Here is a 20935-nt window from a genome sequence, read left to right as displayed (position 1 = left end):
CCCGATGAAACGACAGAACATGCGTCAAAAAAACCAACTTTAGGGGTCAATTTTGCGATTCCAAATCAGCAAAAAACGCGCCTTGCAGGTGAAAAAACCTCCAAACCGTCGAAAATGAGCGCTGAAAGCGCGATTTTGAACCATCAGCGGGGAATCAAGCCGCCAACCGCTCGGGGCGGGCTCCCGTCACGTCACCTCACCCACAGCGCCGAGATTAAGACCTGCCTATTTGAGGCCGCCCGATTTTGCGCCGTCTGTCCAGCCCAGGGCACCCGCGACGCAGCGTCCTGCGCTGACGACCCACCGTCAACCGGGGCAAAAACCGGCCAAGGTGATCACGTCCGAGACATCGCGCAGGCTCAGGCCGGTTCTGGAAGCGGGTTGGACAGCCCTTCCAGAACCCGGATCGGACTGGGCGGGCGCAGCCGGGTCATCTCACCACGTTGAGAATGCACCTGTTTGCTAACCTCGACCAAAAACACTCCGCCCCCCAGCATCGCCGGCAACCGGTCCCCCATACGTTCGAACAATGGGCCAGACTTCAGCCAGAACCGGCGCTGACTGGGCGGCAGGTAGAGCGCCGCAGAATGCCGCTCCACGGTGAACTGATGCAGGCGCAGCTGATTTTCCACCTGGCTCAGCGTATAGGGCCGCCCAAACCCGAACGGCGTCACATCCGAGCGCGCCCAGAGACCGGCACGGTTGGGCACCACAAAGACGGCCCGCCCGCCGGGACCAAGCACCCGCCAGCATTCCTCCAGAAGATGCGACGGCCGGTCCGAGGTCTCAAGCCCGTGCAGCAGCACCAGCCGATCCACATGCCCGGTTTCAATCGGCCAGGCGGTCTCCGCACAGAGAACCGAGACATTGGGCATTCCCGCAGGCCACTGCATCACCCCCTGTGGTCCCGGCATCAGCGCAATCACCCGTCGCGCCTCGGCCAGATAGGGGCGCAGCAACGGCGCGGCAAAGCCAAAACCGGCAACCGTTTGCCCTGCGGCTTCGGGCCACAACTCCAGCAGCCGCCCACGGATCGACGCCTGCGCCGCCCGCCCCAGGGTGCTGCGATAATAGAAATTCCTCAGATCCTGAACATCAAGATGCATTGCGGGCGTCCGTTGCTTGGGCCAATCTGAGGCCAGTCGCCGTCAGTTTACCTATCGAGAAGCGAATGACCATGCCCCTTGAGATCGTTACCCTGCCTTGTCTCTCCGACAACTATGCCTTTTTGCTGCACAATGCCGAAACCGGTCGCACTGCGCTTGTGGATGCCCCAGAAGCCGCGGCCATCCGATCCGAACTGGAGCGGCGCGGATGGGGGCTGGACCAGATCCTGCTAACGCATCATCACTGGGACCATATCGACGGCGTCGCGGATCTGCGAACGGCCTATGATCCGCAGGTCATCGGTGCCAGCGCCGATGTCCACCGCCTGCCCGATCTGGATCTGGCAGTGGCAGAAGGCGACAGCTTCACCTGCCTAGACGAGGAAGTCAGCGTGCTGGATGTTTCCGGACATACGATCGGACATATCGCCTTTCACATTCCCAGCGCAGCCGCAGTCTTCACCGCTGACAGCCTGATGGCGCTGGGATGTGGTCGCTTGTTTGAGGGGACACCGGACCAGATGTGGCAGAGTCTGCAGAAACTCTCAGCCCTGCCGGGAGAAACAACGGTCTATTCCGGCCATGAATACACCCAGTCCAATGCCCGTTTCGCACTTACGATCGAGCCGGACAACGCCGCGCTGCAACACCGCTGCAAAGCCATCGATGCCGCCCGTGCCAAAGGAGAAGCAACCGTGCCCTCGCAGTTGCAGGAGGAGCTGGACACCAACCCTTTCCTGCGGGCCCATCTCGACAGCCTCAAACAGGCGGTTGGCATGACGGGGGCCTCCGCTGCGGAGGTGTTTGCCGAAATCCGGGCGCGAAAGGACAAGTTTTGACCGCGCCAGGCCCCTTTTCACGGCACAGTCACGATAAATGTGACAAGAAATTGCAAGAAAGAACTTGAAGCCGGGCACGTATCAACCAAACTCTAATACTATCAGGACATGGTTGGACTGTGGAAGGCTAGGCATCCGTCCCGCAGCCTCACCGCCAACCCAAGACCAAGAGGAGCACGCCCGTGCCTTCATTCTCGAGCACTTTGGAACAGGCCATTCACGCCGCGCTTGCGCTGGCAAACGAACGGCGTCATGAATTTGCAACCCTGGAACACCTGCTGCTTGCCCTGCTGGACGAGCCTGAGGCGGCGCGCGTCATGCGCGCCTGCAGCGTGGACCTCACCGAGTTGCGCGCGACCCTTGTTGAATTTGTCGATGAGGATCTCGCCAATCTGGTCACTGATATCGACGGCTCAGAAGCGGTTCCCACCGCTGCCTTCCAGCGCGTGATCCAACGCGCGGCCATCCACGTTCAAAGCTCCGGCCGTACCGAAGTCACGGGCGCCAATGTTCTGGTGGCCATCTTCGCAGAGCGTGAGAGCGACGCGGCCTACTTCCTGCAGGATCAGGACATGACCCGCTATGATGCGGTGAATTTCATCGCTCACGGCGTGGCCAAGGATCCGGCCTTCGGTGAATCCCGCCCGGTCTCCGGCTCCCCGGAGGTCGAGGATGAGCCCCAGCCTACCACCGAGGGTGACAAGAAAGAGAGCGCGCTGGCGAAATACTGCGTCGATCTCAATGAGAAATCACGCGAGGGCGACATTGATCCGCTGATCGGACGCAGCCACGAGGTTGAGCGCTGCATTCAGGTGCTGTGCCGCCGTCGCAAAAACAATCCGCTTCTTGTCGGCGATCCCGGCGTTGGCAAAACCGCCATCGCCGAAGGTCTGGCACGCAAGATTGTCGCCGGTGAAACCCCTGAGGTCCTGTCGGAAACCACCATCTACTCGCTCGACATGGGCGCGCTGCTGGCAGGCACCCGCTATCGCGGTGACTTTGAGGAACGTCTGAAAGCTGTGGTGACCGAGCTGGAGGATCACCCCGACGCGGTGCTGTTCATCGATGAGATCCACACTGTGATCGGCGCCGGGGCGACCTCCGGCGGGGCGATGGATGCCTCCAACCTGCTGAAGCCCGCGCTTCAGGGCGGCAAGCTGCGCACCATGGGCTCCACCACCTACAAGGAGTTCCGACAGCACTTCGAGAAGGACCGCGCGCTGTCCCGCCGGTTCCAGAAAATTGATGTGAATGAACCGTCGGTTGAGGATTCCATCGAGATCCTGAAAGGGCTGAAACCCTATTTCGAGGACCATCACGGCATCCGCTTTACCAGCGATGCGATCAAATCTGCGGTGGAGCTCTCCGCCCGCTACATCAATGATCGCAAACTGCCGGACAAGGCGATTGACGTCATCGACGAGGCCGGTGCCGCACAGCATCTGGTGGTCGAAAGCAAACGCCGCAAAACCATCGGTGTGAAGGAGATCGAAGCGGTTGTCGCCAAGATCGCCCGTATCCCGCCGAAGAATGTCTCCAAGGACGACGCCGAAGTGCTGAAGGATCTGGAACGCTCGCTGAAACGTGTGGTGTTTGGTCAGGACGCCGCGATCGACGCCCTGTCCAGCGCCATCAAACTGGCGCGGGCGGGCCTGCGCGAGCCAGAAAAACCCATTGGCAACTATCTTTTTGCAGGCCCCACCGGTGTCGGCAAAACAGAAGTGGCCAAACAGCTCGCCGATACGCTCGGCGTGGAATTGCTGCGGTTCGACATGTCGGAATATATGGAGAAACACGCGGTTTCCCGCCTGATCGGCGCGCCTCCGGGCTATGTCGGTTTTGATCAGGGCGGGCTGTTGACCGATGGTGTTGACCAGCATCCCCACTGCGTGCTGCTGCTGGATGAAATCGAGAAGGCGCACCCGGATGTGTTCAACATCCTGTTGCAGGTCATGGATAATGGCCAGCTGACCGATCACAACGGCCGCACCGTGAACTTCCGCAATGTCGTGCTGATCATGACCTCGAATGCCGGCGCATCCGAGCAGGCAAAGGCCGCCATCGGCTTTGGTCGTGACCGCCGCGAAGGCGAGGATACAGCCGCCATCGAACGCACGTTCACCCCGGAGTTCCGCAACCGTCTGGACGCGGTGATCTCCTTTGCACCGCTGCCAAAGGATGTGATCCTGCAGGTGGTCGAGAAATTTGTCCTGCAACTGGAAGCCCAGCTGATGGACCGCAATGTCTCGATCGAACTCACCCGCAAGGCGGCAGAATGGCTGGCTGACAAAGGCTACGACGACCGCATGGGCGCGCGTCCTCTGGGCCGTGTCATTCAGGAGCACATCAAGAAACCGCTGGCGGAAGAGCTGCTGTTTGGCAAACTCTCCAAGGGGGGCCTGGTCAAGGTCGGCATCAAGGATGGCAAATTGGATCTCAGGATCGAAGGCCCGGCCAAGCCTCGTATCTCGGGGGACAGGCCGCCGCTGCTTACGGCCGAGTAACAGCCAATGCGTCTTCTGCCCCTGGCATTTCTCTCCTCGCTCGCCGCGCCCGTCGCGGCGAGCGATCTCGTTCTGGACTGGCCGGTCGATTGCACCCTCGGCGACAGCTGCCAGATCCAGCAATATGTCGACCGCGCCATCGGACCGGCGACACAGGATTTCACCTGCAATCCCCTCACCTATGACGGCCACAAGGGTACGGATATCGCCCTGCCCTATCTCAGCGACATGGAGGCCGGCGTCACTGTCTTTGCCGCGGCGGATGGCACCGTGGTCGGCAGCCGCGACGGGATGGAAGATCGCTATTCCACCGGCCCCGGCGATCCAGCCATTAAGGGGCGCGAATGCGGCAACGGGGTTCTGCTGCGCCATGGCGAAGGTTGGGAAACCCAATACTGCCATATGAAACGCGGCTCCATTCTTGTGCAATCGGGCGACAGGGTCACCGCAGGCACCCCCCTGGGGGAGATCGGCCTTTCCGGCAACACCCAGTTCCCGCATCTGCACCTCTCAGTGCGCAAGGATGGCAAAACTGTTGATCCGTTTGGCCCCCGCATGGAGCAAAACTGCGGCACAGACATAGGCGCGCCGCTCTGGGCGGACGACATCACCTATCAGGCCGGCGGCTTTCTCGGCAGTGGGTTTGCCGATCATGTCCCAAAATTCGCCGCCATCAAGGCCGGAACAGCGGATCAGGCCCCTCTGCCCGCCGGATCAGGCGCAGTGGTGTTCTGGGCCTATGCCTTCGGCTCGCGCAGTGGTGATCAGCTGATGCTGCGGATCGACGGGCCGGATGGCCCCGTTCTGGAGCAGACTGAACGGCTGGAAAAGACCCAAGCACAATTGTTTCGCGCGGCCGGCAAACGGATCCACGGTGCCGGGCTGCAACCCGGTCGCTACACCGCCACTGCGACGCTGCTGCGTGACGGAGAGGTCATTGATGACCACCGGCAGGACATGACCGTCGAATAGAGGGAGGGCCATGGCAAAGCCCTCTTGGCCTCGCCTTGGTGACGCGCTAGTCTATGGCCACGGTCGGCAGACACCGAGGCGTCGCTGCTCCTGCAAGGGAGAGCTAAACCTGCCATCCAATCGAACGGTTTCCATTGCAGATGGCGCCGCGTCGTTAAGCCAGCGACCAACGACCAGGACGGGCGCCAATTGGATGCAATATGACCCGCAAATCTCTCCCCTTACAGGTCGATGACCTGTCGCATTTCTCCCGTGCTCTGGCCCGTCAATTGGGGGAGGCCAGCCCGCCCCATCTGACGCTGATGAATATGCTGGCACGCGCCGCCGGATTTCAGAACCTGCAACACCAGCGCGCCGTTCAGGCCGCTGCCGGACGTTTGGCGCAGGCCAACACGGCCGCCCCCGCTGACCACCGGCTGATTGAACGCACACTCACCCAATTTGACGCTTCAGGACGACTGCTGCGCTGGCCCTCCCGGCGAGGGGTGCAGACGCTGGCGCTCTTTGGTCTGTGGGCGGTATTCCCGACTGACACATTGCTAAGCGAGGCGGAGGTGAACAGGATCCTGCTGGCCGAACATGATTTCAAGGATCCCGCGACCCTGCGGCGGACGATGATTTCCTGTGGACTGCTGACGCGTCAGCGGGATGGCAGCAACTACAGGCGGATTGAGCAGGAACCACCGACTGAGGCCAAAACGCTGATCTCCCGCCTGTCGGCACGGCGCAAACAACGGCCTGATCCAACAGCTGCCGGACCAGTGAGCAGACCGCCAAAGCGATAATACAGCCCCGTCAGCGCTCGGTGAACTTCAGCTCAATCCGCCGGTTCTGCGCCCGGGCCACCGCCGTCGGCGCAGGGTTCACCGGCTGATACTCACCAAACCCATTGGCAGACAGGCGCTCGGGCGGAATGCCCAGCGCCTGCACCATGTAGCGTACAACCGACAAGGCGCGGCCCTGGCTTAGCTCCCAGTTGTCGGCAAATTTCGGATGGATACCAAGCGGTGTGTCATCGGTGTGACCATCCACACGGATGATCCAGTTGATCTCAGGCGGGATCGCCGCCGCAACAGCCTGCAGGATACCGGCGACCTTGCCAATTTCCGCCCGTCCGGCCGGTGACAGATCTGCGCTCCCAGGAGCAAACAATACCTCAGAGGCAAAGACAAAGCGGTCCCCCTCAATCCGGACCCCCTCCTGATTGCCCAGAACATCTCGCAGGCGGCCGAAGAATTCCGACCGGTATTGCTCCAGATCCTGGGCCTTGCTGCTCAGCTGCTCTGCTTCGGTTTCCAGTCGCTTGCGCTCGCTCTCTTCAAGCAGACGGCGGCGGCGTTCCTCTGCGGCGGCCCGCGCCAGTGCGGCATTCAGATCCTGGCCGAGGTTCTGCATCTGCACCGATTGTGCGGCGTCACGGGCCTTGTAGTCATCCAGCAGCGTCTGCAACCCGCCGAGCTGCTCTCGCAGGGCCGCAACCTGCTGGTTCAGCAGTGCCGTCTGTCGCTGCGCTTCCTCCGAAACCGCCTGCTCCGTACTGAGGCTCGCACGGGCCTGCGCCAGCAGGGCTGCACGCTGTTCGGCGAGGCTGGCCAGCTCTGCGGTTTCCACAGCCCGCTCTTCGCCCTCCGTCAGCGCTGCCAGCAGACGTTGTTGCAGCACCTCCCGGTCGGCGGCGGCGGCACTAGCCTGCTCCAGCTGAGACAAAGCGTCCAGCAGACGCTGTTCTGTCTCGGCCTGCGCTGCTGATGTATTTTCCAGCTCGGATTTTGCCGCGTCCCGGCTCTCACGCAACTGATCCAGCTCTGCCTGCAAGGCGGCGACCTGTGCATCGGCGCTGGTCTGCGTGGTTTCCAACTGCGCCAGAACACGCGTGAGACGCTCGGCCAATGCGTCGCGGTCCGCGTTTGCGGCCTTTGCGACATCCAGCGCCTCCAGCACGTCCGCCAGCTGCGCATCCAGTTGCCCCTTGGCGGTTTCCGCCGCCGCCAGCAAAGTCAGCGTATCTTCAGCGGCCTGACGCTGTTCTTCCAGCGCCAGTGTCATCGCCGTTAATTCCGCGTCTGCCGTCTTCAGCCGATCACGCAGCGCCTCCGCGGCAGCCGCCTCGGCAAGCCGCGCCGCCTCAGCGTCGGTTAGGTCAGCTTCCAACTGCGAGACTGCTGCGGTTGCCTCAGACGCCTGCCCTTCGAGATCGGCGACAAGCGCTTCCAGTGCCTCCCGCCTGGCTGCGGCAAGGCGCGCGACCTCAGTCTGGGCATCGATTTCATCGCGACTGACCGCAAGAGCCTGCGACAGCGCGTCCCGCTCTCCTTCCAGATCGCTCTGCGCCGCCTGCAACGCCGCGCGCTGCGCGGTCAGATCACTGATGGTGGCGTTGGCTTCCTGCTGTTGCAGCAGCAACTGGGCGACCTGTGCCTCAAAATCACTGATCTCGCCCTGCGCTACTGCAAGCTCTGCTTCCGCAGTTTCCAACGCACCCTGGGTGGTCCCAAGCGTGGCCGACAGCGCACCGAGCCGGGCCTGTAACTGGCTGTTCGCTCGCTCTTCGAGGCCCAGCGCATCGGCCAGCGCCCCCACCTCCGCTGCCAGCTCATCCAGCTGGCTTTCCTGCCCGGAAATCGTCTCCCGCAGGACAAATTGGACCACCATGAAAATGGTCAGGAGGAACATCAGGACCAGCAGCAACCCGGTCATCGCATCCACAAATCCCGGCCAGATTGAGGCCTGAAAACGCTGTCCGGTGCGACGTGACAGGGCCATGGCTTAATCCTCGGATCCGCGCGCGCTGCGGCCCAATCCACGCGGTCTGGCAAAGGCTTTGACCAAGAGGTCGATATCTTTGCGCAACTCGGCAAGGCTTTCCTGACGACCGGCCGAGATTTCCTCAAGAATGCGCAACATCTGCACATCGATGGAGCGCAGCCGCATCCGGCTTTCGGCGTCCAGACCGACATCCCCCTGAGCGCGCATCAGCTCGGTCAGGGCCTCCTGCCCGACGGCCACCCGCTCAAGCGCGCGCGCCGTGCCTTCGGACTGATCCTGCCGCCGGTTCATGTCGGTGATCGCATCCACCAGCGCGGATAGCTTCTGATCCACCCCGGCGCGCCCTTCAGAGGATTGCACAAACATCGCCTGCAGCGCATCCATTTGCTCGGTCATACTGTCCAGCACCCCGGCAAGCGCGCTGTTCTCACCACCCCCCGTTTCCTCGCCAGAGGAAAAACTGACCCGGGTGAAGGAGGAAAGCCATTCCTCAAGTTCCCGGTAGAAGCGGTTCTGACCATGGCCCGCAAACAGCTCCAACAAGCCAACGATCAGCGATCCCGCCAAGCCCAGCAATGAGGAGGCAAAGGCAACGCCCATACCGCCCAGCTGCGCCTCCAGCCCGGTCATCAGGCGATTGAATACCGCAATACCCTCTTCTCCCTCCTGCGGAGCAAGGCTGCGAATGGTGTCCACCACCGCAGGTACTGTGGTGGCCAGGCCGTAGAATGTCCCCAAAAGGCCAAGGAAAATCAGCAGGTTCACGATGTAGCGTGTGATCTCGCGTTCTTCGTCGATGCGGGTGGCAACGGAATCCAGGATCGACCGGGTCGAAGAAGACCCCAGCTGCATCCGCGCCCCGCGTGAGCGCAGCAGAGAGGCCAGCGGCGCCAGCATCGACGGCGGACGAACATCCTCTCTGGCGACCCCGGCAGCGAACGCCTCGATCCAGCGCACCGACCCGATCAGCTGCAGCACCTGCCAGAAACAGGCCATCACACCAAAGACAAACACCAGACCGATAAAGCCGTTGAGCCAGGGGTTGGCCTCGAACACCGGCAAGACCCGCGGCAGCGCCACGAACGCCCCAAACCCCGACAGCCCGAGGGCAATCAGCATCATGATGATCTGGCGTACCGGTTGGGAAAACTGCGGTCTGCTTTCGCGGTCTGGCTGCGCCATAGCTGTGGCTCCTGACACTTTTTTGGTGTTCTTGCAGAACCGGAGCCTATAGGCAAAACCTCAGAAGAGCCAAGGCTTTATGATGCAAGGTCCCGCACACGCGCTGACAGCCAATCCAAATCAGCATCGCGCAACCCGATCTCGGCCAGATGCTCCGCAGTATTGAAGAGGTATTCGGTATTGGGACCACGCCCGCCAACCGCCTCCGCTATGATCCGCGCCTGAGTTTCCAGACTGATGCCACCGCAGTATTGATTGTGATCCGGGTCAATCACATAGGTGACGGCCGTCACCTCACCACCACTGGCCAACTGGACAGTCAGATCTTTTTCCACATAGGCCGAGGAGATCAGCTCCCGTGCCCGCAGTTCCAGCAATGTCTGTTCTTCGTGGCCGGTCTCGACCGCCAGCGCGATCCCCGTGCAGGCGGCGCCATCTATCGCGTCCAGTGCCAGAACCAGACCCGGCTTCTCCTCACTGCCGCGATGATGGATGGATTTCATGCAGAAGGATCGGGCATAGCCCGGCAGAGTAGCCACTTCGCGGCGGGCCACCGGAAAGCCCGGGTTCCACAACAAAGATCCGTATCCAAATACCCACATGGTCATGACGCTGGCCCTTTTTCGATCGCGGTCTATAAACATCAAATCCCACGTCCAGAAAAGAGGCCGAATGATGATCCGATGGACAAAACTGCTGCTGATCATGGTCTGCAGCTGGAGCCTCTACTGGGCCATCGCGGGCTGGGGCCTGCGTCAGGGGCTCGACGAGTGGTTTGCCGAGCAGCGGCGACAGGGCTGGCAGGCCGACTACGGGGCGCTGCGCACCTCGGGCTTTCCGCTTTATCATCATCATCGCATCACCACCCCCACCCTCGCTGACCCGGGCACCGGCACCGCATGGCGCGCCGACTGGCTGGATATCCGCAGCCTGGCACTCTGGCCCGGCACGCTGACGCTGCATCTGCCACAGACACCACAGCGGCTGTCATATTTCGATGAGACGGCGATCCTTCAGGCAAACGGGCTACAGGCCGATTTGCGGCTGGCCCCCGGATCTGCACGGGAGTTGGAACAGCTACACATCACCGCCGACCCCTGGACGGTACGCAGTGATGGCAACACCGATCTTGGCGCGCAGGCCTTTCAGCTGGATATGACCCAGACCGACGCGTCAAACCGCTACCAGATCCGCGCAGATGCGGTCGGCCTGGCTCCACATCCGCTCCTGCGCCAGCGTCTTGCCGCAACAGAGGGGCTGCCCGAACGGCTGGACACAGTCATTGCCGAGATGACGGTCACCTTCGATACACGCTGGGACCGCAATGCGATTGAACTGCGGCGCCCGCAACCCCGCCACATCAAACTCCATCTCGCCGAAGCCAGCTGGGGACCGATGCGGATCAAAGCCACTGGTGAAATCAGCCTTGATGAAACCGGCCTGCCGGAGGGCGACCTCGCACTGCAGGTCGAGAACTGGCAGGACATTCTGCAATTGGCAGAGACAGCAGGCAACCTGCCGCCCCGCGCACGCGCAGGCATCGAACAGGTGCTGCAGATCTTCGCCGGTCTTGGCGGAAATCACCGGGACCTTGATCTGCCGCTGACGCTCAAATCCGGCTATGTCGCGCTCGGGCCGCTGCCAATTGGCCCGGCGCCACGTCTGGTCCTGCGTTAACGGCAGTATGGGCCGCCGCGATGGCGCGCCACATCCAGATGGAAATGGTCCAGATGGTAGCGATCTGACAGCGGCCCCAGAACGGTGCCAAACGGACCACAGGCACCTTTCCACATCTTGCGCAGCCCCTTCCGCGTGGCGCGCGCGGTCCAGCCTTTCAGCACGGTAATCACCTTACCGCTTTCCAGTACAAAGCCTGAGATATCAATCGCCTTGCCACGACCGTGTTCGGAAATCTTTGCGCCTGGCCGATTGTTGCGGGTGCGGCAGGAATAATGCGCCGCCACCCGCAGAGAGACCACTTTGTCGCGGCGGCCAAAGGCTTTGATCACATCGCGTTCGACCCATTTCTTGAGCGCACGCGCGGTGTCGCAGGTCATCACCGACTGCTGGCTGAGCGTCACCCCGGCGACCGAGCGGACGCGCACGGCATTCTTAGCCCCGCAGCCGTTCAGCCGACCGGGCACGGTACCAACCTTGCTGCCCTGAATATCGATATCGCCGCAGACAGAGGTCTTGCGGCGTTTGCGTTTGCCGAACAGGATTTTTTCCGCCAGATCACCGGGCCGCAAATGTGGACGCAGAGAGGCGTCGGGCCCTGCGGGCACAAGCGGCAGGCTCAGCGCGGCCAGGGCGATAGCCTGCTCCGACTGCGGACGCGATTGAGGCCGCAGCTCCGCAGCAACGGATAGCGCAGCAGCTGTCACCGTCGCGCCCGACACTAGATCGGGGCGCGCATTGGGCCGCAGGGAGGTTTCCGGTGCATTGGCTGCCGTAGCACCGGCGCTGGCCGCGATCAGAGCGGTCAGCCCACCTGCGATTGAGAGGGCCCTCAGCCCAGCCGTCCAGCCGCGTCTCATGACTTGGTCTCGCGGCCGAAGTTCGGTGCGGCCGTATCCTGCCCCGCCTCGATAATGCCGCGGCGGATGGCGCGGGTGCGGGTGAAATACTGGTGCAGATGTTCGCCGTCCCCGGTGCGGATCGCCCGTTGCAGGGCAAACAGTTCCTCCGTGAAACGGCCCAAAATCTCCAGAGTCGCCTCCTTGTTGGTCAGGAAGACATCGCGCCACATGGTCGGATCGGAGGCCGCAATCCGGGTAAAGTCCCGAAACCCCGCAGCCGAATATTTGATCACCTCACTGTCGGTCACCCGACGCAGATCGTCAGCGACCCCAACCATTGTATAAGCGATCAGATGCGGCGCGTGGGAGGTGACAGCCAGAACCAGATCATGGTGATCGGCATCCATCTCATCAACATTGGCGCCCATCCCCTCCCAGAGCTGCCGCAAGCGATCCACCGGCGCGCGATCGCTGCCTTCCACCGGGACCAGCAAGCACCAGCGATTGTCATAAAGCTCGGCAAATCCCGCCTCGGGTCCGGAATGTTCCGTCCCGGCCAATGGGTGCGCGGGCACAAAATGCACGCCCTCAGGGATATGCGGCTGCACCGCGTCGATCACATGGCGTTTGACCGACCCCACGTCGGAAACCGTGGCACCGGGTTTCAGCACCGGCGCAATGTCCGCCATCACAGCATCCATCGCCCCCACGGGCACACAGAGCACGATCAGATCAGCGTCCTGCGCCGCCTCCGCAGCCGTATCGCAGACACGATCACACAGGTTGATCCGGCGGGCGGTGTCGCGGGTCTCAGCGCTGCGGGCATAGCCGGTGATCTCGCTTGCCAGCCCGCCACGGCGAATGGCATGCGCCATGGAGGAGGCAATCAGGCCAAGACCAATCAGCGCGATGCGGTTGTAGATCGGCGCGCTCATGCTGGGCCATCCTTGAACACTTTCATCGCCGCAACCAACGCGTTGCAGGCGGTCTCATCCCCGACGGTAATCCGCAAAGCAGCAGGCAGTTTATAGCCTGTCACCCGACGCACAATCAGTCCGCGCGACTGAAGAAATGCGTCACAGGCGCCGGCCTCTTCCGGGCTGGCGAAACGCGCCAGAATGAAGTTGGCACAAGAGGTATCAGAGGGCACCCCCAGTTCCGCCAGCGCCTCCGCCAGCCATGTGCGCCATTTGGCGTTTTCCTTACGGCAGTGCTCCGTATAGTCGGTATCGCGCACCGCTGCCTCTGCCCCAGCCAGCGCCGTAGAGGAGAGGTTAAATGGCCCCCGCACCCGGTTCAGCACCTCGATGATCGGCTTCGGCGCATAGCCCCAGCCAACCCGCGCGCCACCCAGCCCGTAGATCTTGGAGAAAGTGCGCGTCATCACGACATTGTCGCGGTTGGCGACCAGCGCGGCACCGGCGTCATACCCTTCGACATATTCCGCATAGGCTCCATCCAGCACCAGAAGCGCGCCCTTGGGCAGACCATCGGCGAGACGCGCCAGATCAGCCATGCCGATCATGGTGCCTGTGGGGTTGTTCGGATTGGCGATGAACACCAGCCGCGTGCGTTCGGTGCATCCAGCCAACAACGCGTCCACATCCGTAACACGATCGCGCTCCGCCACCTCAACCGGTGTCGCCCCGGCGGCAAGTGCGCTGATGCGATACATGGCAAAACCATGCTCGGTGAACAGAACCTCATCTCCCGGACCCGCATAGGCCTGACAGAGAAAGGTGATGATCTCGTCACTGCCGGCACCGCAGATGATCTGTTCCATCGGCAGGCCGTAGATCTCGCCAATGGCCTGTCGCAGGCCACTGTGATCCGAGCTTGGATATCGATGCATCTCGGAAACCGCCGCCTGCATTGCCTCAATGGCTTTCGGGCTTGGCCCAAGCGGGTTTTCATTGGAGGAGAGCTTGGTCACATTGCTCATCCCCTTCACATGGGCAGCCCCACCCTCATAGAGAGCGATATCCAGAATGCCAGGCTGCGGCGCGATGTGGGTCATGATAGATGCTCCTTAGATGCCGCTTCGTAATAACCGCCTTGACCGCAATGGGAAAGCGGCAAGACGTCCCGCTTTCGGTTGCAGTGTTGCGGTTCCGGGCTACACCGCAACACTGAGCGATTGAACTCCCGTTTGCCCCCTGCCTATGATGGCGCCATGACGCATAAGCTGGACCACATAGATCTTGCCCTGCTGCGCGCGCTGCAGCGCGACGCAAGCCTCTCTCAACGCGATCTGGCAGAGAAGGTCGGCCTGTCGCAGAACGCCTGCTGGCGACGGCTAAAAACCCTCGGGGAAAGCGGGCTGATGCAAGGCACCACCGCCCGGCTCGATCGCAAACAGCTGGGGCTGGATCTGGTGGTATTTGTGATGCTGCGCACACGGCATCATTCGGCGGACTGGCTGCAGACCTTCCGCCGCCATGTGCTGACCATCCCTGAGGTGGTGGATTTTCACCGTATTGGCGGGGACTATGACTACCAGCTCAAGGTCGTGACCGAGGATATGGCGAGTTACGACAAAGTCTACCAGCGCCTGATCGAAGGGGTCGAGCTGGACAGCGTCACCTCATATTTCGCGATGGAAGCCATCGCAGAGGGGCGCCCGCTGCCATTGTAACGGCGGGCACACCCCCTGTGGCATCATGATCGCCGCCCTCTGTTACCTGCCAAAGGCCTTGTTCGGCATCCAGGTTACACGGCTGCCTTCCGGTCCCATCCGCATGTGCAGGCAAGAGGTGTTCAGCCGCTGGAAATACAGCACCTGTAGCGGATACCAGCCCGCCTTGGGCACCTCCACCTTCTGGGCAAAGGTCTCCTGACAGGTCTGGCGGCCATCGAACTTGCCGACAACCTTGCCGCCGATCACCGCGCGCATCCCGTCATTGGTCAGAAAATCGATGGTATAAATGCCCGGCGCATCAAACCGCACATAGCCGCGAATATCCGCCGCGACATTTTCAGAACGTTTCGAGGTCAGCGCCTTCTGCCCAATGCTGGTATCGCGATAGTCCAGCCCTTTGAGCGGCGGACCGGCTTCTGCACCGGCCTCCAGCGCCTTGGCTGCGCTGCGCAGGGTTTTCACATCATCGGGATAGGCATAGCGCACCGACAGACCGGGCTTCAGCCCTCGGGGCTGCGGATCCGCCGGTGTCAGGCGCAGAGGGGCGGCCCATGTCAATGTTGCCGTCACAGCCGCCATCGCAGCCAACCCCAGAATACGGGTCATCTTCATCATCTACCTTCCTGTTCCATGGCCTCTGAACGGGCCTCTGGGGACAGGATAGGTCTGTGGGGGGGCAGCTGACAATCGCTAATGCCAATGGCGCAAGCCCGGCAACGCGACCACGAGACAGCCAAAAACACAGCACAGCCCCAAGAACGAAAAAAGGGGCCGCCCGATGGCAGCCCCTTCTCTGTCTCGTCCGGTTGGAACAGGACTTAGTTCTTGGCGTAGAATTCCACGACCAGGTTTGGTTCCATGACAACCGGGTACGGCACGTCGGAGAGGCCCGGTGCGCGCACGAAAGTGGCGGTCATTTTGGAGTGGTCGGCTTCAACGTAGTCAGGCACGTCACGCTCGGCCAGCTGAACAGCTTCCAGCAGCGCGGTCATTTGCTTGGACTTCTCACGAACCTCGATCACATCGCCTTCCTTCACGCGGTAGGAGGGGATGTTCACGCGCTTGCCGTTGACCAGAACGTGACCGTGGTTCACGAACTGACGAGCCGCAAAAACGGTTGCGACAAACTTGGCGCGGTAGACAACCGCGTCCAGGCGGCGCTCCAGCAGACCAATGAGATTTTCACCGGTGTCGCCTTTTACACGCTCAGCTTCGGAGTAGATGCGGCGGAACTGCTTCTCGGTCAGGTCGCCGTAGTAACCTTTCAGCTTCTGCTTGGCGCGCAGCTGGATACCGAAATCGGACAGCTTGCCCTTGCGGCGCTGACCGTGCTGGCCGGGGCCGTATTCACGACGGTTCACCGGCGACTTCGGACGACCCCAGATGTTTTCGCCCATACGGCGGTCAATTTTGTACTTGGCAGACGTGCGTTTGGTCACGGCTGATCTCCTTCAGTTTATATCGCAACCAAATGGCTGCATCGAAGGGCGTTGTCCTCTTGCTCCGCGTTGCACTCACTCGCGCGCCTCGGGCATGACAGGCATTCCCTTGCGGGAGCCACCAACACCAATGAAGCCGCGTGTATAGACGAGGGCTGGAGAGAGTCAACCAGCTTTTCCTACGCTATGTCCTGCTCCGAAAAACCGGGCAATATCCAAGGTTCTGCACCTTTGGATCCGCAACGGATCAGGCGGCTGCGTGACGCAGGATTGCCGCCTCCGGCTGGCTGAGATTGCGCCGTGCAAAATCGCCATATCGCATCGGATCCACCTCCAGATCCGGCAGCACCTGCAACAGGCGCGTCCGGTCTTCACAGCGCAGCGCACTCAGCGCGGCCTGGGCTGGATGAAAACTCTCTGTCTCCACCCCATTCGCCCAAAGAACCTGATGATCCGACAGCAACAGATGGATATAGGTGACCTCACGCAACTGGGTATCGACGGCAATATCGCGCCCGTTGATCAGATCACGCGCCGCAACCAGCACCTCGGACGTGTTGAACAGGCTCTGCACATGCGGCCCACGCAACAACACGCGGTGACTGGGCGAGACCAGAAGATCGGCATCTGGCCGCTGCATGCCAAGCGCGCCGCCCCTGATCCGCACCGGACGCAGTTCAGGCGTCACAAACAGGCGCGCGCCAGTCATCCGCCGCGCACCGATCCACTGGATCTGCTGGGCACCGCTGTCGCGGGTCTGAATCCAATCCCCTTCCTGCAAGTGTTCGACCGGCACCACACCTGCAGGGGTGCGCAAAATCGTGCCGGGCGTAAAACAGATCACCCCGGTATGGAATGTCACGCCAGCCCGCTCGCAGCCCTCAAGCCGCACATCCACAATCCAGAGATCCGTGTCCTGCGGCGGATGGCAATCCACGAACATCAGCAGGGGACGCTGACCCTGCCCCACCTCGATCAGGGTGACAGTGTAATTGCGCAACCCGTCCGTGACCACAAAATGGCGATCCCGCAGCACCGTCCCGGTCTCCGGCTCCGCAGCCTGCGAATCCGTTTCGTCAGCCTTAGGATCTATCGCCAGCCCCACCAACCGGCGAACGCTGCGCGCCGCGCTGCGCCGCAAATCACGCTCTCCGTCGCTTTGCTCCAGCTGCAAAATATTCCCAGGCCCGTCAACGCGCAACGGTGCTCCCCCCCATCGCCAGCTGGCACCGGCCGCCACTGCAGACACCGGTGCCCCCGGCAGACCGTCAATCTCAGTCTGCCCCCACGAAATGACATAGGTGCCTCGAAAGCCTGTTTGCATATGCTCGACTGCCTGCCTGCGGCGGTTTTTTGTTAAGCCAACGTTAACAGAACCGGTTCCGATGCAAAAGCACTTCACAGACAGCGCGCGTTGCCAGCGGCGCCGATGCCACAGCGCGCCGCCAGGCGTTGAGACCTAACGTCAGACCATGCCCCCAACCGTCTGCCACCTGATCCTGTCGCCGTCGCACCAGTCGGGCCCTACGCGTGGGTCCTTGCGCAGTCTAACGCAAGATGCTGCAACAGTGCTTACGGTGTTATGCGTTCGAACACGTAGAGCACCCGCTGGTGCGGGCGCAATGTTGTTGCATTATTGTTGTGATTTGGTTGCGGGAGTAGGATTTGAACCTACGACCTTCAGGTTATGAGAGCGCTTAGGGCGATCTGCACGGTCTGCCACGACTTGCGCCCACCTACCCTATCTTATTGGTATCACTCGTTTTTCATTGACGCCAAACTTCACCGACTTCTACCTCTTACGCCAAGATATGCGTTCATTTGCTTCCACAGTGCTTCCACGGAAGCGAAGCAGAGAGGAGACCGGGCATGCCCAAACTGACCAAGCGAACCGTTGAAGCCCTCATGCCGGAGGCGAAGGATTACTTTCTCTGGGACAGCCAGATTGCGGGCTTTGGTGTCCGGGTTATGCCTTCCGGCGCGAAGACCTATCAGGCGCAATATCGCAAGGGCGGCAGAACCCGGCGTGTCTCGGTTGGACGGCACGGCAAGATCACCGTGGATGAAGCCCGTAAGCTGGCCAAGGAGATCATGGGACAAGTCGCAAAGGGTGAGAACCCTGCCGAGGAAATATCGCAGCACCGCAAGGCCCCCACCGTGGCTGCGCTTTGTGAGCGCTTCTTTGAGGCCCACGCCAAAGAACGCTGCAAGCCTTCCACCCAAAAGGAATATCGACGCGCCATCGACCTGTTTATCGCACCCGCACTGGGAAGCTTTAAGGTCGTAGACGTCGAGCGCCGGGACATTGCCGAGTTGCACCACAAATTCCGTGATAAGCCCTATCAGGCGAACCGGACGCTGGGCGTTCTGTCGAAGATGTTCAATCTGGCTGAGATCTGGGGCCTGCGCCCGGATGGCTCAAATCCCTGCCGCCACGTCCCGAAGTATCGCGAGGTGAAGCGAGAACGCTTTCTCAGCCAGCAGGAACTGCAACGGCTGGGGCAGGTTCTGACCGAGGCGGAACGCGAAGGCAGCGAAACGCCGCATATGGTCGCCGCCTTCCGCCTGCTGATCCTGACCGGTTGCCGATTGGGTGAGATCCAGACCCTGAAATGGGACTATATCACCGCCAACGGCATGGAACTGCCGGACAGTAAGACCGGCGCGCGGCGCATCCCACTGCCCCAACCGGCGCGGGATGTGCTGGCCCGCCTGCCGCGCAGCCCCGGCAACCCTTATGTGATCGAAGGGAAACTCCCCGGCCAATATGCCACCGACCTGCAACACCCATGGCGGCGCATTCGTGACCGGACGGGCCTCTGTGGCGTCCGCATTCATGACCTGCGCCATACCTATGCGTCTAATGCGGTCTCTGCCGGAATGCCGATCCAGATGGTCGGGCGGTTGCTGGGCCATACCCAGATCCAGACAACCATGCGCTATGCGCATCTGGCGGATGATCCGGTCCGACAGGCCGCAGAAGAAAACGCCGCGCGCTTGGGGTCTCTGGTCGGGGATATTGGACGTCCGAGGTTGCGGGCCGTCTAGCGATACGTAACGATACCTACAGCGCGGAGCCTGCGCCCGATCCATAGGTTACGTCGTGGTGGTACGTTACGTATACGTAGGGGATATTTTCCACCCTGCCGTGTGCTTCACGCGTTACATTACATTACGTAGGATGAATGAGGCCGCGCACCAAGGCTATTTGCCTATGTATCCTATTGCCGAAACGCTCTGACAGACATTTGAACAAAGACATAAGAGACCATCATGACCACGCCCATTCTGGCACTTTGGCAACGCGACGTTCGCCTGAACCAAGCGCCCTATTCCTTCGCCCCCAAAGCCGACAAGGAAGAATACCAGCGCCTGCATAAAGTATCTGCCATCGACGCGATGGCAGCATCCGTAGACAACTTGAAAGCAGAGGGGCGATACGGCCCGAGTGTCGTGCAAGAAATTCTGGAAGGACCGCAAAAGATCCTGTCCGCGCGGGCCGAATGGGATGATCGAATGCGCAGGTTCATCTTGTATCATCTGAAACAGGGCAATCTGTTTGGGTATGGGTTCGAGCCACCCCGCAAAATGGACAGCCAGTCCGTCGAGATCCCAGCATCCTATTGGAACGGTCGTATTCAATGGGACAAGGCCGACCTGTCGTCTCAAGGGCTTGAGTTTATTGAAATCCGTGTTGTCTCGCGACAGCTACGCGACACCGTTCTCAACGTAGGCAATGAGGATCATACCACCCCGCCAGCGGCTGGCCGCCCCACAGTTGGACCCGCTATCAAGGCCGCATTCACAGCCCTGCAAAAGGCCGGGGAAATCGACGTCGACGCCTCCCAACAATCCCACTACCCAAAGGTCCGAGCATGGCTGAAACAGAATGTTCCGAACCTCAGCGTGCCAGCTGAGGAAATCTCAGACAAAACCATGCAGAAGCATTTTTCACATTCTTTCAATACCTTAAGGAATTCCTCCAAACTATAAATTCCTTGCGTTTTTATAGGAGTATTTAGAGGAAATCAGTTGAGCGAAGACTGGAGCATCAAATCCAACAACGGAACAAAATGATGCTCAACCCTGAAATGACCCCCGATGCCAACACCGCCGCTCAAGACTACCTGAACGGCTTTATTGACGAGAAAACCACCGCAGATTTCTTGTGCCAGAGTGTCCGCACCATCCAGAAATGGCGCGTCACCGGCTATGGCCCCAAGTTCTATAAATCGGGCCGGTCTGTGCGCTACCGTCGTAGCGATCTCTTGGAATGGGCCAACGGTCGTCGCCACGGCAGCACCAGCGGCTACAGCGCCGCATGAGTTTTGCCCGCGTTGGGGTTGGCAGCGCCGCGCGGGATTTTGGGGCCGGACGGCTTCCAACAGGGCGCGGGGTCAAATGGCATCCCGCGCCTTTCTCACATCCAAAATCACACGATCAATTCAGGAGACATAACATGTCCAATCTTCCCGCCCATAAAATCAAACTGGGCCTGACCACCGCCACCATCTGGAAAAATAACGGGTCATACTCCGTCGATATTACCCGCGCTTACAAAACCGCAGATGGCGAGTGGAAAAACACGTCCGGGTTCTTCCATTCTGACCTGTTGAATTGGTCTTGTCACGCTTTCGTGCCGCTCCAAGTGCTCGTTTAAGCCACCTTCCGTTCGAAAGCGACCGGGCTTATCCAGCCCAGTGCTGAGTGACGGCGTCGTGGATTGTAGAACCCGTTGATGTATTCGAAGATTGCCATCTCAGCCTTCCGCCGTGTCTCCCAAGGATGCCGCCAGATCAGCTCCGCCTTGATCGTCTTAAAGAAGGTTTCGACGGCAGCATTGTCGTAACAATTACCCTTGCCGCTCATGGACACCTTAAAGCCGTGCTGGCGCAGGATCTTCTGATAATCATGAGAACAATATTGCGATCCGCGATCGGTGTGGTGGATGCAGTCCTTGGGCGGTTGCC

Annotated in this window: 21 protein-coding genes; 10 read left to right on the top strand and 11 right to left on the bottom strand. The window is 60.9% G+C overall.

Going from position 1 to position 20935, the window contains the following annotated elements:
* Positions 1-359: 359 nt before the first annotated feature.
* The gene (locus INHI_RS0103665) at positions 360-1106 is read right to left on the bottom strand and encodes a class I SAM-dependent methyltransferase (RefSeq protein ID WP_014880758.1); all 747 of its coding nucleotides are present in this window, start codon (positions 1104-1106) and stop codon (positions 360-362) included.
* Between the two features lie 65 nt (positions 1107-1171).
* On the opposite strand from INHI_RS0103665, the gene gloB reads away from it, so the two are divergent.
* The 4 genes from gloB (at position 1172) to INHI_RS0103645 (ending at position 6206) form a co-directional block, all read left to right on the top strand.
* Complete coding sequence (gene gloB, locus INHI_RS0103660) at positions 1172-1945, top strand: hydroxyacylglutathione hydrolase (RefSeq protein WP_027246775.1); 774 nt, start codon at positions 1172-1174, stop codon at positions 1943-1945.
* A gap of 182 nt (positions 1946-2127) precedes the next feature.
* A complete protein-coding gene (gene clpA / locus INHI_RS0103655) occupies positions 2128-4449 on the top strand; it encodes an ATP-dependent Clp protease ATP-binding subunit ClpA (RefSeq protein WP_027246774.1) in 2322 nt (773 codons plus the stop codon).
* Positions 4450-4455: 6 nt separating this feature from the next.
* On the top strand, positions 4456-5421 hold the full coding sequence (locus tag INHI_RS0103650; RefSeq protein ID WP_027246773.1) for a M23 family metallopeptidase: 966 nt from the start codon (positions 4456-4458) through the stop codon (positions 5419-5421).
* 200 nt (positions 5422-5621) lie between these two features.
* The gene (locus INHI_RS0103645) at positions 5622-6206 is read left to right on the top strand and encodes a DUF2087 domain-containing protein (protein ID WP_027246772.1); all 585 of its coding nucleotides are present in this window, start codon (positions 5622-5624) and stop codon (positions 6204-6206) included.
* Between the two features lie 10 nt (positions 6207-6216).
* On the opposite strand, the gene INHI_RS0103640 is transcribed toward INHI_RS0103645, so the two are convergent.
* The 3 genes from INHI_RS0103640 to INHI_RS0103630 form a co-directional block, all read right to left on the bottom strand.
* The gene (locus INHI_RS0103640) at positions 6217-8184 is read right to left on the bottom strand and encodes a peptidoglycan -binding protein (RefSeq protein WP_027246771.1); all 1968 of its coding nucleotides are present in this window, start codon (positions 8182-8184) and stop codon (positions 6217-6219) included.
* A 3-nt stretch (positions 8185-8187) separates the two neighbouring features.
* Positions 8188-9369: a hypothetical protein gene (locus INHI_RS0103635; protein WP_014880763.1), complete on the bottom strand. Its 1182-nt coding sequence runs from the start codon at positions 9367-9369 to the stop codon at positions 8188-8190.
* Positions 9370-9446: 77 nt separating this feature from the next.
* The gene (locus tag INHI_RS0103630) at positions 9447-9977 is read right to left on the bottom strand and encodes a gamma-glutamylcyclotransferase (protein WP_014880764.1); all 531 of its coding nucleotides are present in this window, start codon (positions 9975-9977) and stop codon (positions 9447-9449) included.
* A 67-nt stretch (positions 9978-10044) separates the two neighbouring features.
* On the opposite strand from INHI_RS0103630, the gene INHI_RS0103625 reads away from it, so the two are divergent.
* Positions 10045-11046 carry a DUF2125 domain-containing protein gene (locus INHI_RS0103625; protein WP_254656837.1) on the top strand — a complete coding sequence of 334 codons (1002 nt, stop codon included), beginning with the start codon at positions 10045-10047 and terminating at the stop codon, positions 11044-11046.
* Here the strand turns inward: INHI_RS0103625 and INHI_RS0103620 are convergent.
* The 3 genes from INHI_RS0103620 to hisC are packed head-to-tail and all read right to left on the bottom strand — an operon-like array spanning position 11043 to position 13905.
* Positions 11043-11906 (bottom strand): extensin-like domain-containing protein, encoded by an 864-nt coding sequence (locus INHI_RS0103620; protein WP_027246769.1) that lies wholly within the window; start codon positions 11904-11906, stop codon positions 11043-11045. The two genes, INHI_RS0103625 and INHI_RS0103620, sit on opposite strands and share 4 nt — an antisense overlap.
* Positions 11903-12823, bottom strand: coding sequence for a prephenate/arogenate dehydrogenase family protein (locus tag INHI_RS0103615; RefSeq protein WP_027246768.1), 921 nt, complete (start codon positions 12821-12823; stop codon positions 11903-11905). The genes INHI_RS0103620 and INHI_RS0103615 overlap by 4 nt, the downstream gene beginning before the upstream one ends.
* Entirely contained in the window at positions 12820-13905 is a 1086-nt protein-coding gene (gene hisC, locus INHI_RS0103610; protein ID WP_027246767.1) for a histidinol-phosphate transaminase, read from the bottom strand. The genes INHI_RS0103615 and hisC overlap by 4 nt, the downstream gene beginning before the upstream one ends.
* A 156-nt stretch (positions 13906-14061) precedes the next feature.
* On the opposite strand from hisC, the gene INHI_RS0103605 reads away from it, so the two are divergent.
* A complete protein-coding gene (locus INHI_RS0103605; protein WP_027246766.1) occupies positions 14062-14523 on the top strand; it encodes an Lrp/AsnC family transcriptional regulator in 462 nt (153 codons plus the stop codon).
* Between the two features lie 42 nt (positions 14524-14565).
* Here INHI_RS0103605 and INHI_RS0103600 read toward each other — a convergent pair whose 3' ends face one another.
* The 3 genes from INHI_RS0103600 to INHI_RS0103590 form a co-directional block, all read right to left on the bottom strand.
* Positions 14566-15138 (bottom strand): PA14 domain-containing protein, encoded by a 573-nt coding sequence (locus tag INHI_RS0103600; RefSeq protein WP_024096346.1) that lies wholly within the window; start codon positions 15136-15138, stop codon positions 14566-14568.
* Positions 15139-15344: 206 nt separating this feature from the next.
* Positions 15345-15965: a 30S ribosomal protein S4 gene (gene rpsD / locus INHI_RS0103595; RefSeq protein ID WP_014875431.1), complete on the bottom strand. Its 621-nt coding sequence runs from the start codon at positions 15963-15965 to the stop codon at positions 15345-15347.
* A 247-nt stretch (positions 15966-16212) separates the two neighbouring features.
* Positions 16213-17289 (bottom strand): Hint domain-containing protein, encoded by a 1077-nt coding sequence (locus tag INHI_RS0103590; protein ID WP_027246764.1) that lies wholly within the window; start codon positions 17287-17289, stop codon positions 16213-16215.
* Between the two features lie 545 nt (positions 17290-17834).
* Between INHI_RS0103590 and INHI_RS0103585 the strand changes: the two genes are divergently transcribed.
* From INHI_RS0103585 to INHI_RS20305, 4 genes are all read left to right on the top strand, one after another.
* Positions 17835-19013 (top strand): site-specific integrase, encoded by a 1179-nt coding sequence (locus INHI_RS0103585; RefSeq protein WP_027246763.1) that lies wholly within the window; start codon positions 17835-17837, stop codon positions 19011-19013.
* A gap of 225 nt (positions 19014-19238) precedes the next feature.
* Positions 19239-19958 carry a hypothetical protein gene (locus INHI_RS0103580; RefSeq protein ID WP_027246762.1) on the top strand — a complete coding sequence of 240 codons (720 nt, stop codon included), beginning with the start codon at positions 19239-19241 and terminating at the stop codon, positions 19956-19958.
* A gap of 83 nt (positions 19959-20041) precedes the next feature.
* Positions 20042-20290 (top strand): helix-turn-helix transcriptional regulator, encoded by a 249-nt coding sequence (locus INHI_RS20310; protein ID WP_027246761.1) that lies wholly within the window; start codon positions 20042-20044, stop codon positions 20288-20290.
* A gap of 134 nt (positions 20291-20424) precedes the next feature.
* The gene (locus INHI_RS20305) at positions 20425-20625 is read left to right on the top strand and encodes a hypothetical protein (RefSeq protein ID WP_036766899.1); all 201 of its coding nucleotides are present in this window, start codon (positions 20425-20427) and stop codon (positions 20623-20625) included.
* On the opposite strand, the gene INHI_RS0103560 is transcribed toward INHI_RS20305, so the two are convergent.
* A partial coding sequence (locus INHI_RS0103560; protein ID WP_027246760.1) for an integrase core domain-containing protein occupies positions 20622-20935 on the bottom strand: 314 nt, incomplete at its 5' end. The genes INHI_RS20305 and INHI_RS0103560 overlap by 4 nt on opposite strands.

Origin of the sequence: Phaeobacter inhibens DSM 16374 (assembly GCF_000473105.1) — a bacterium.
GTDB classification, from domain to species: domain Bacteria; phylum Pseudomonadota; class Alphaproteobacteria; order Rhodobacterales; family Rhodobacteraceae; genus Phaeobacter; species Phaeobacter inhibens.
The sequence above is the reverse complement of the archived record's forward strand: the minus strand, read 5'-3'. Positions and strand labels throughout refer to the sequence as shown.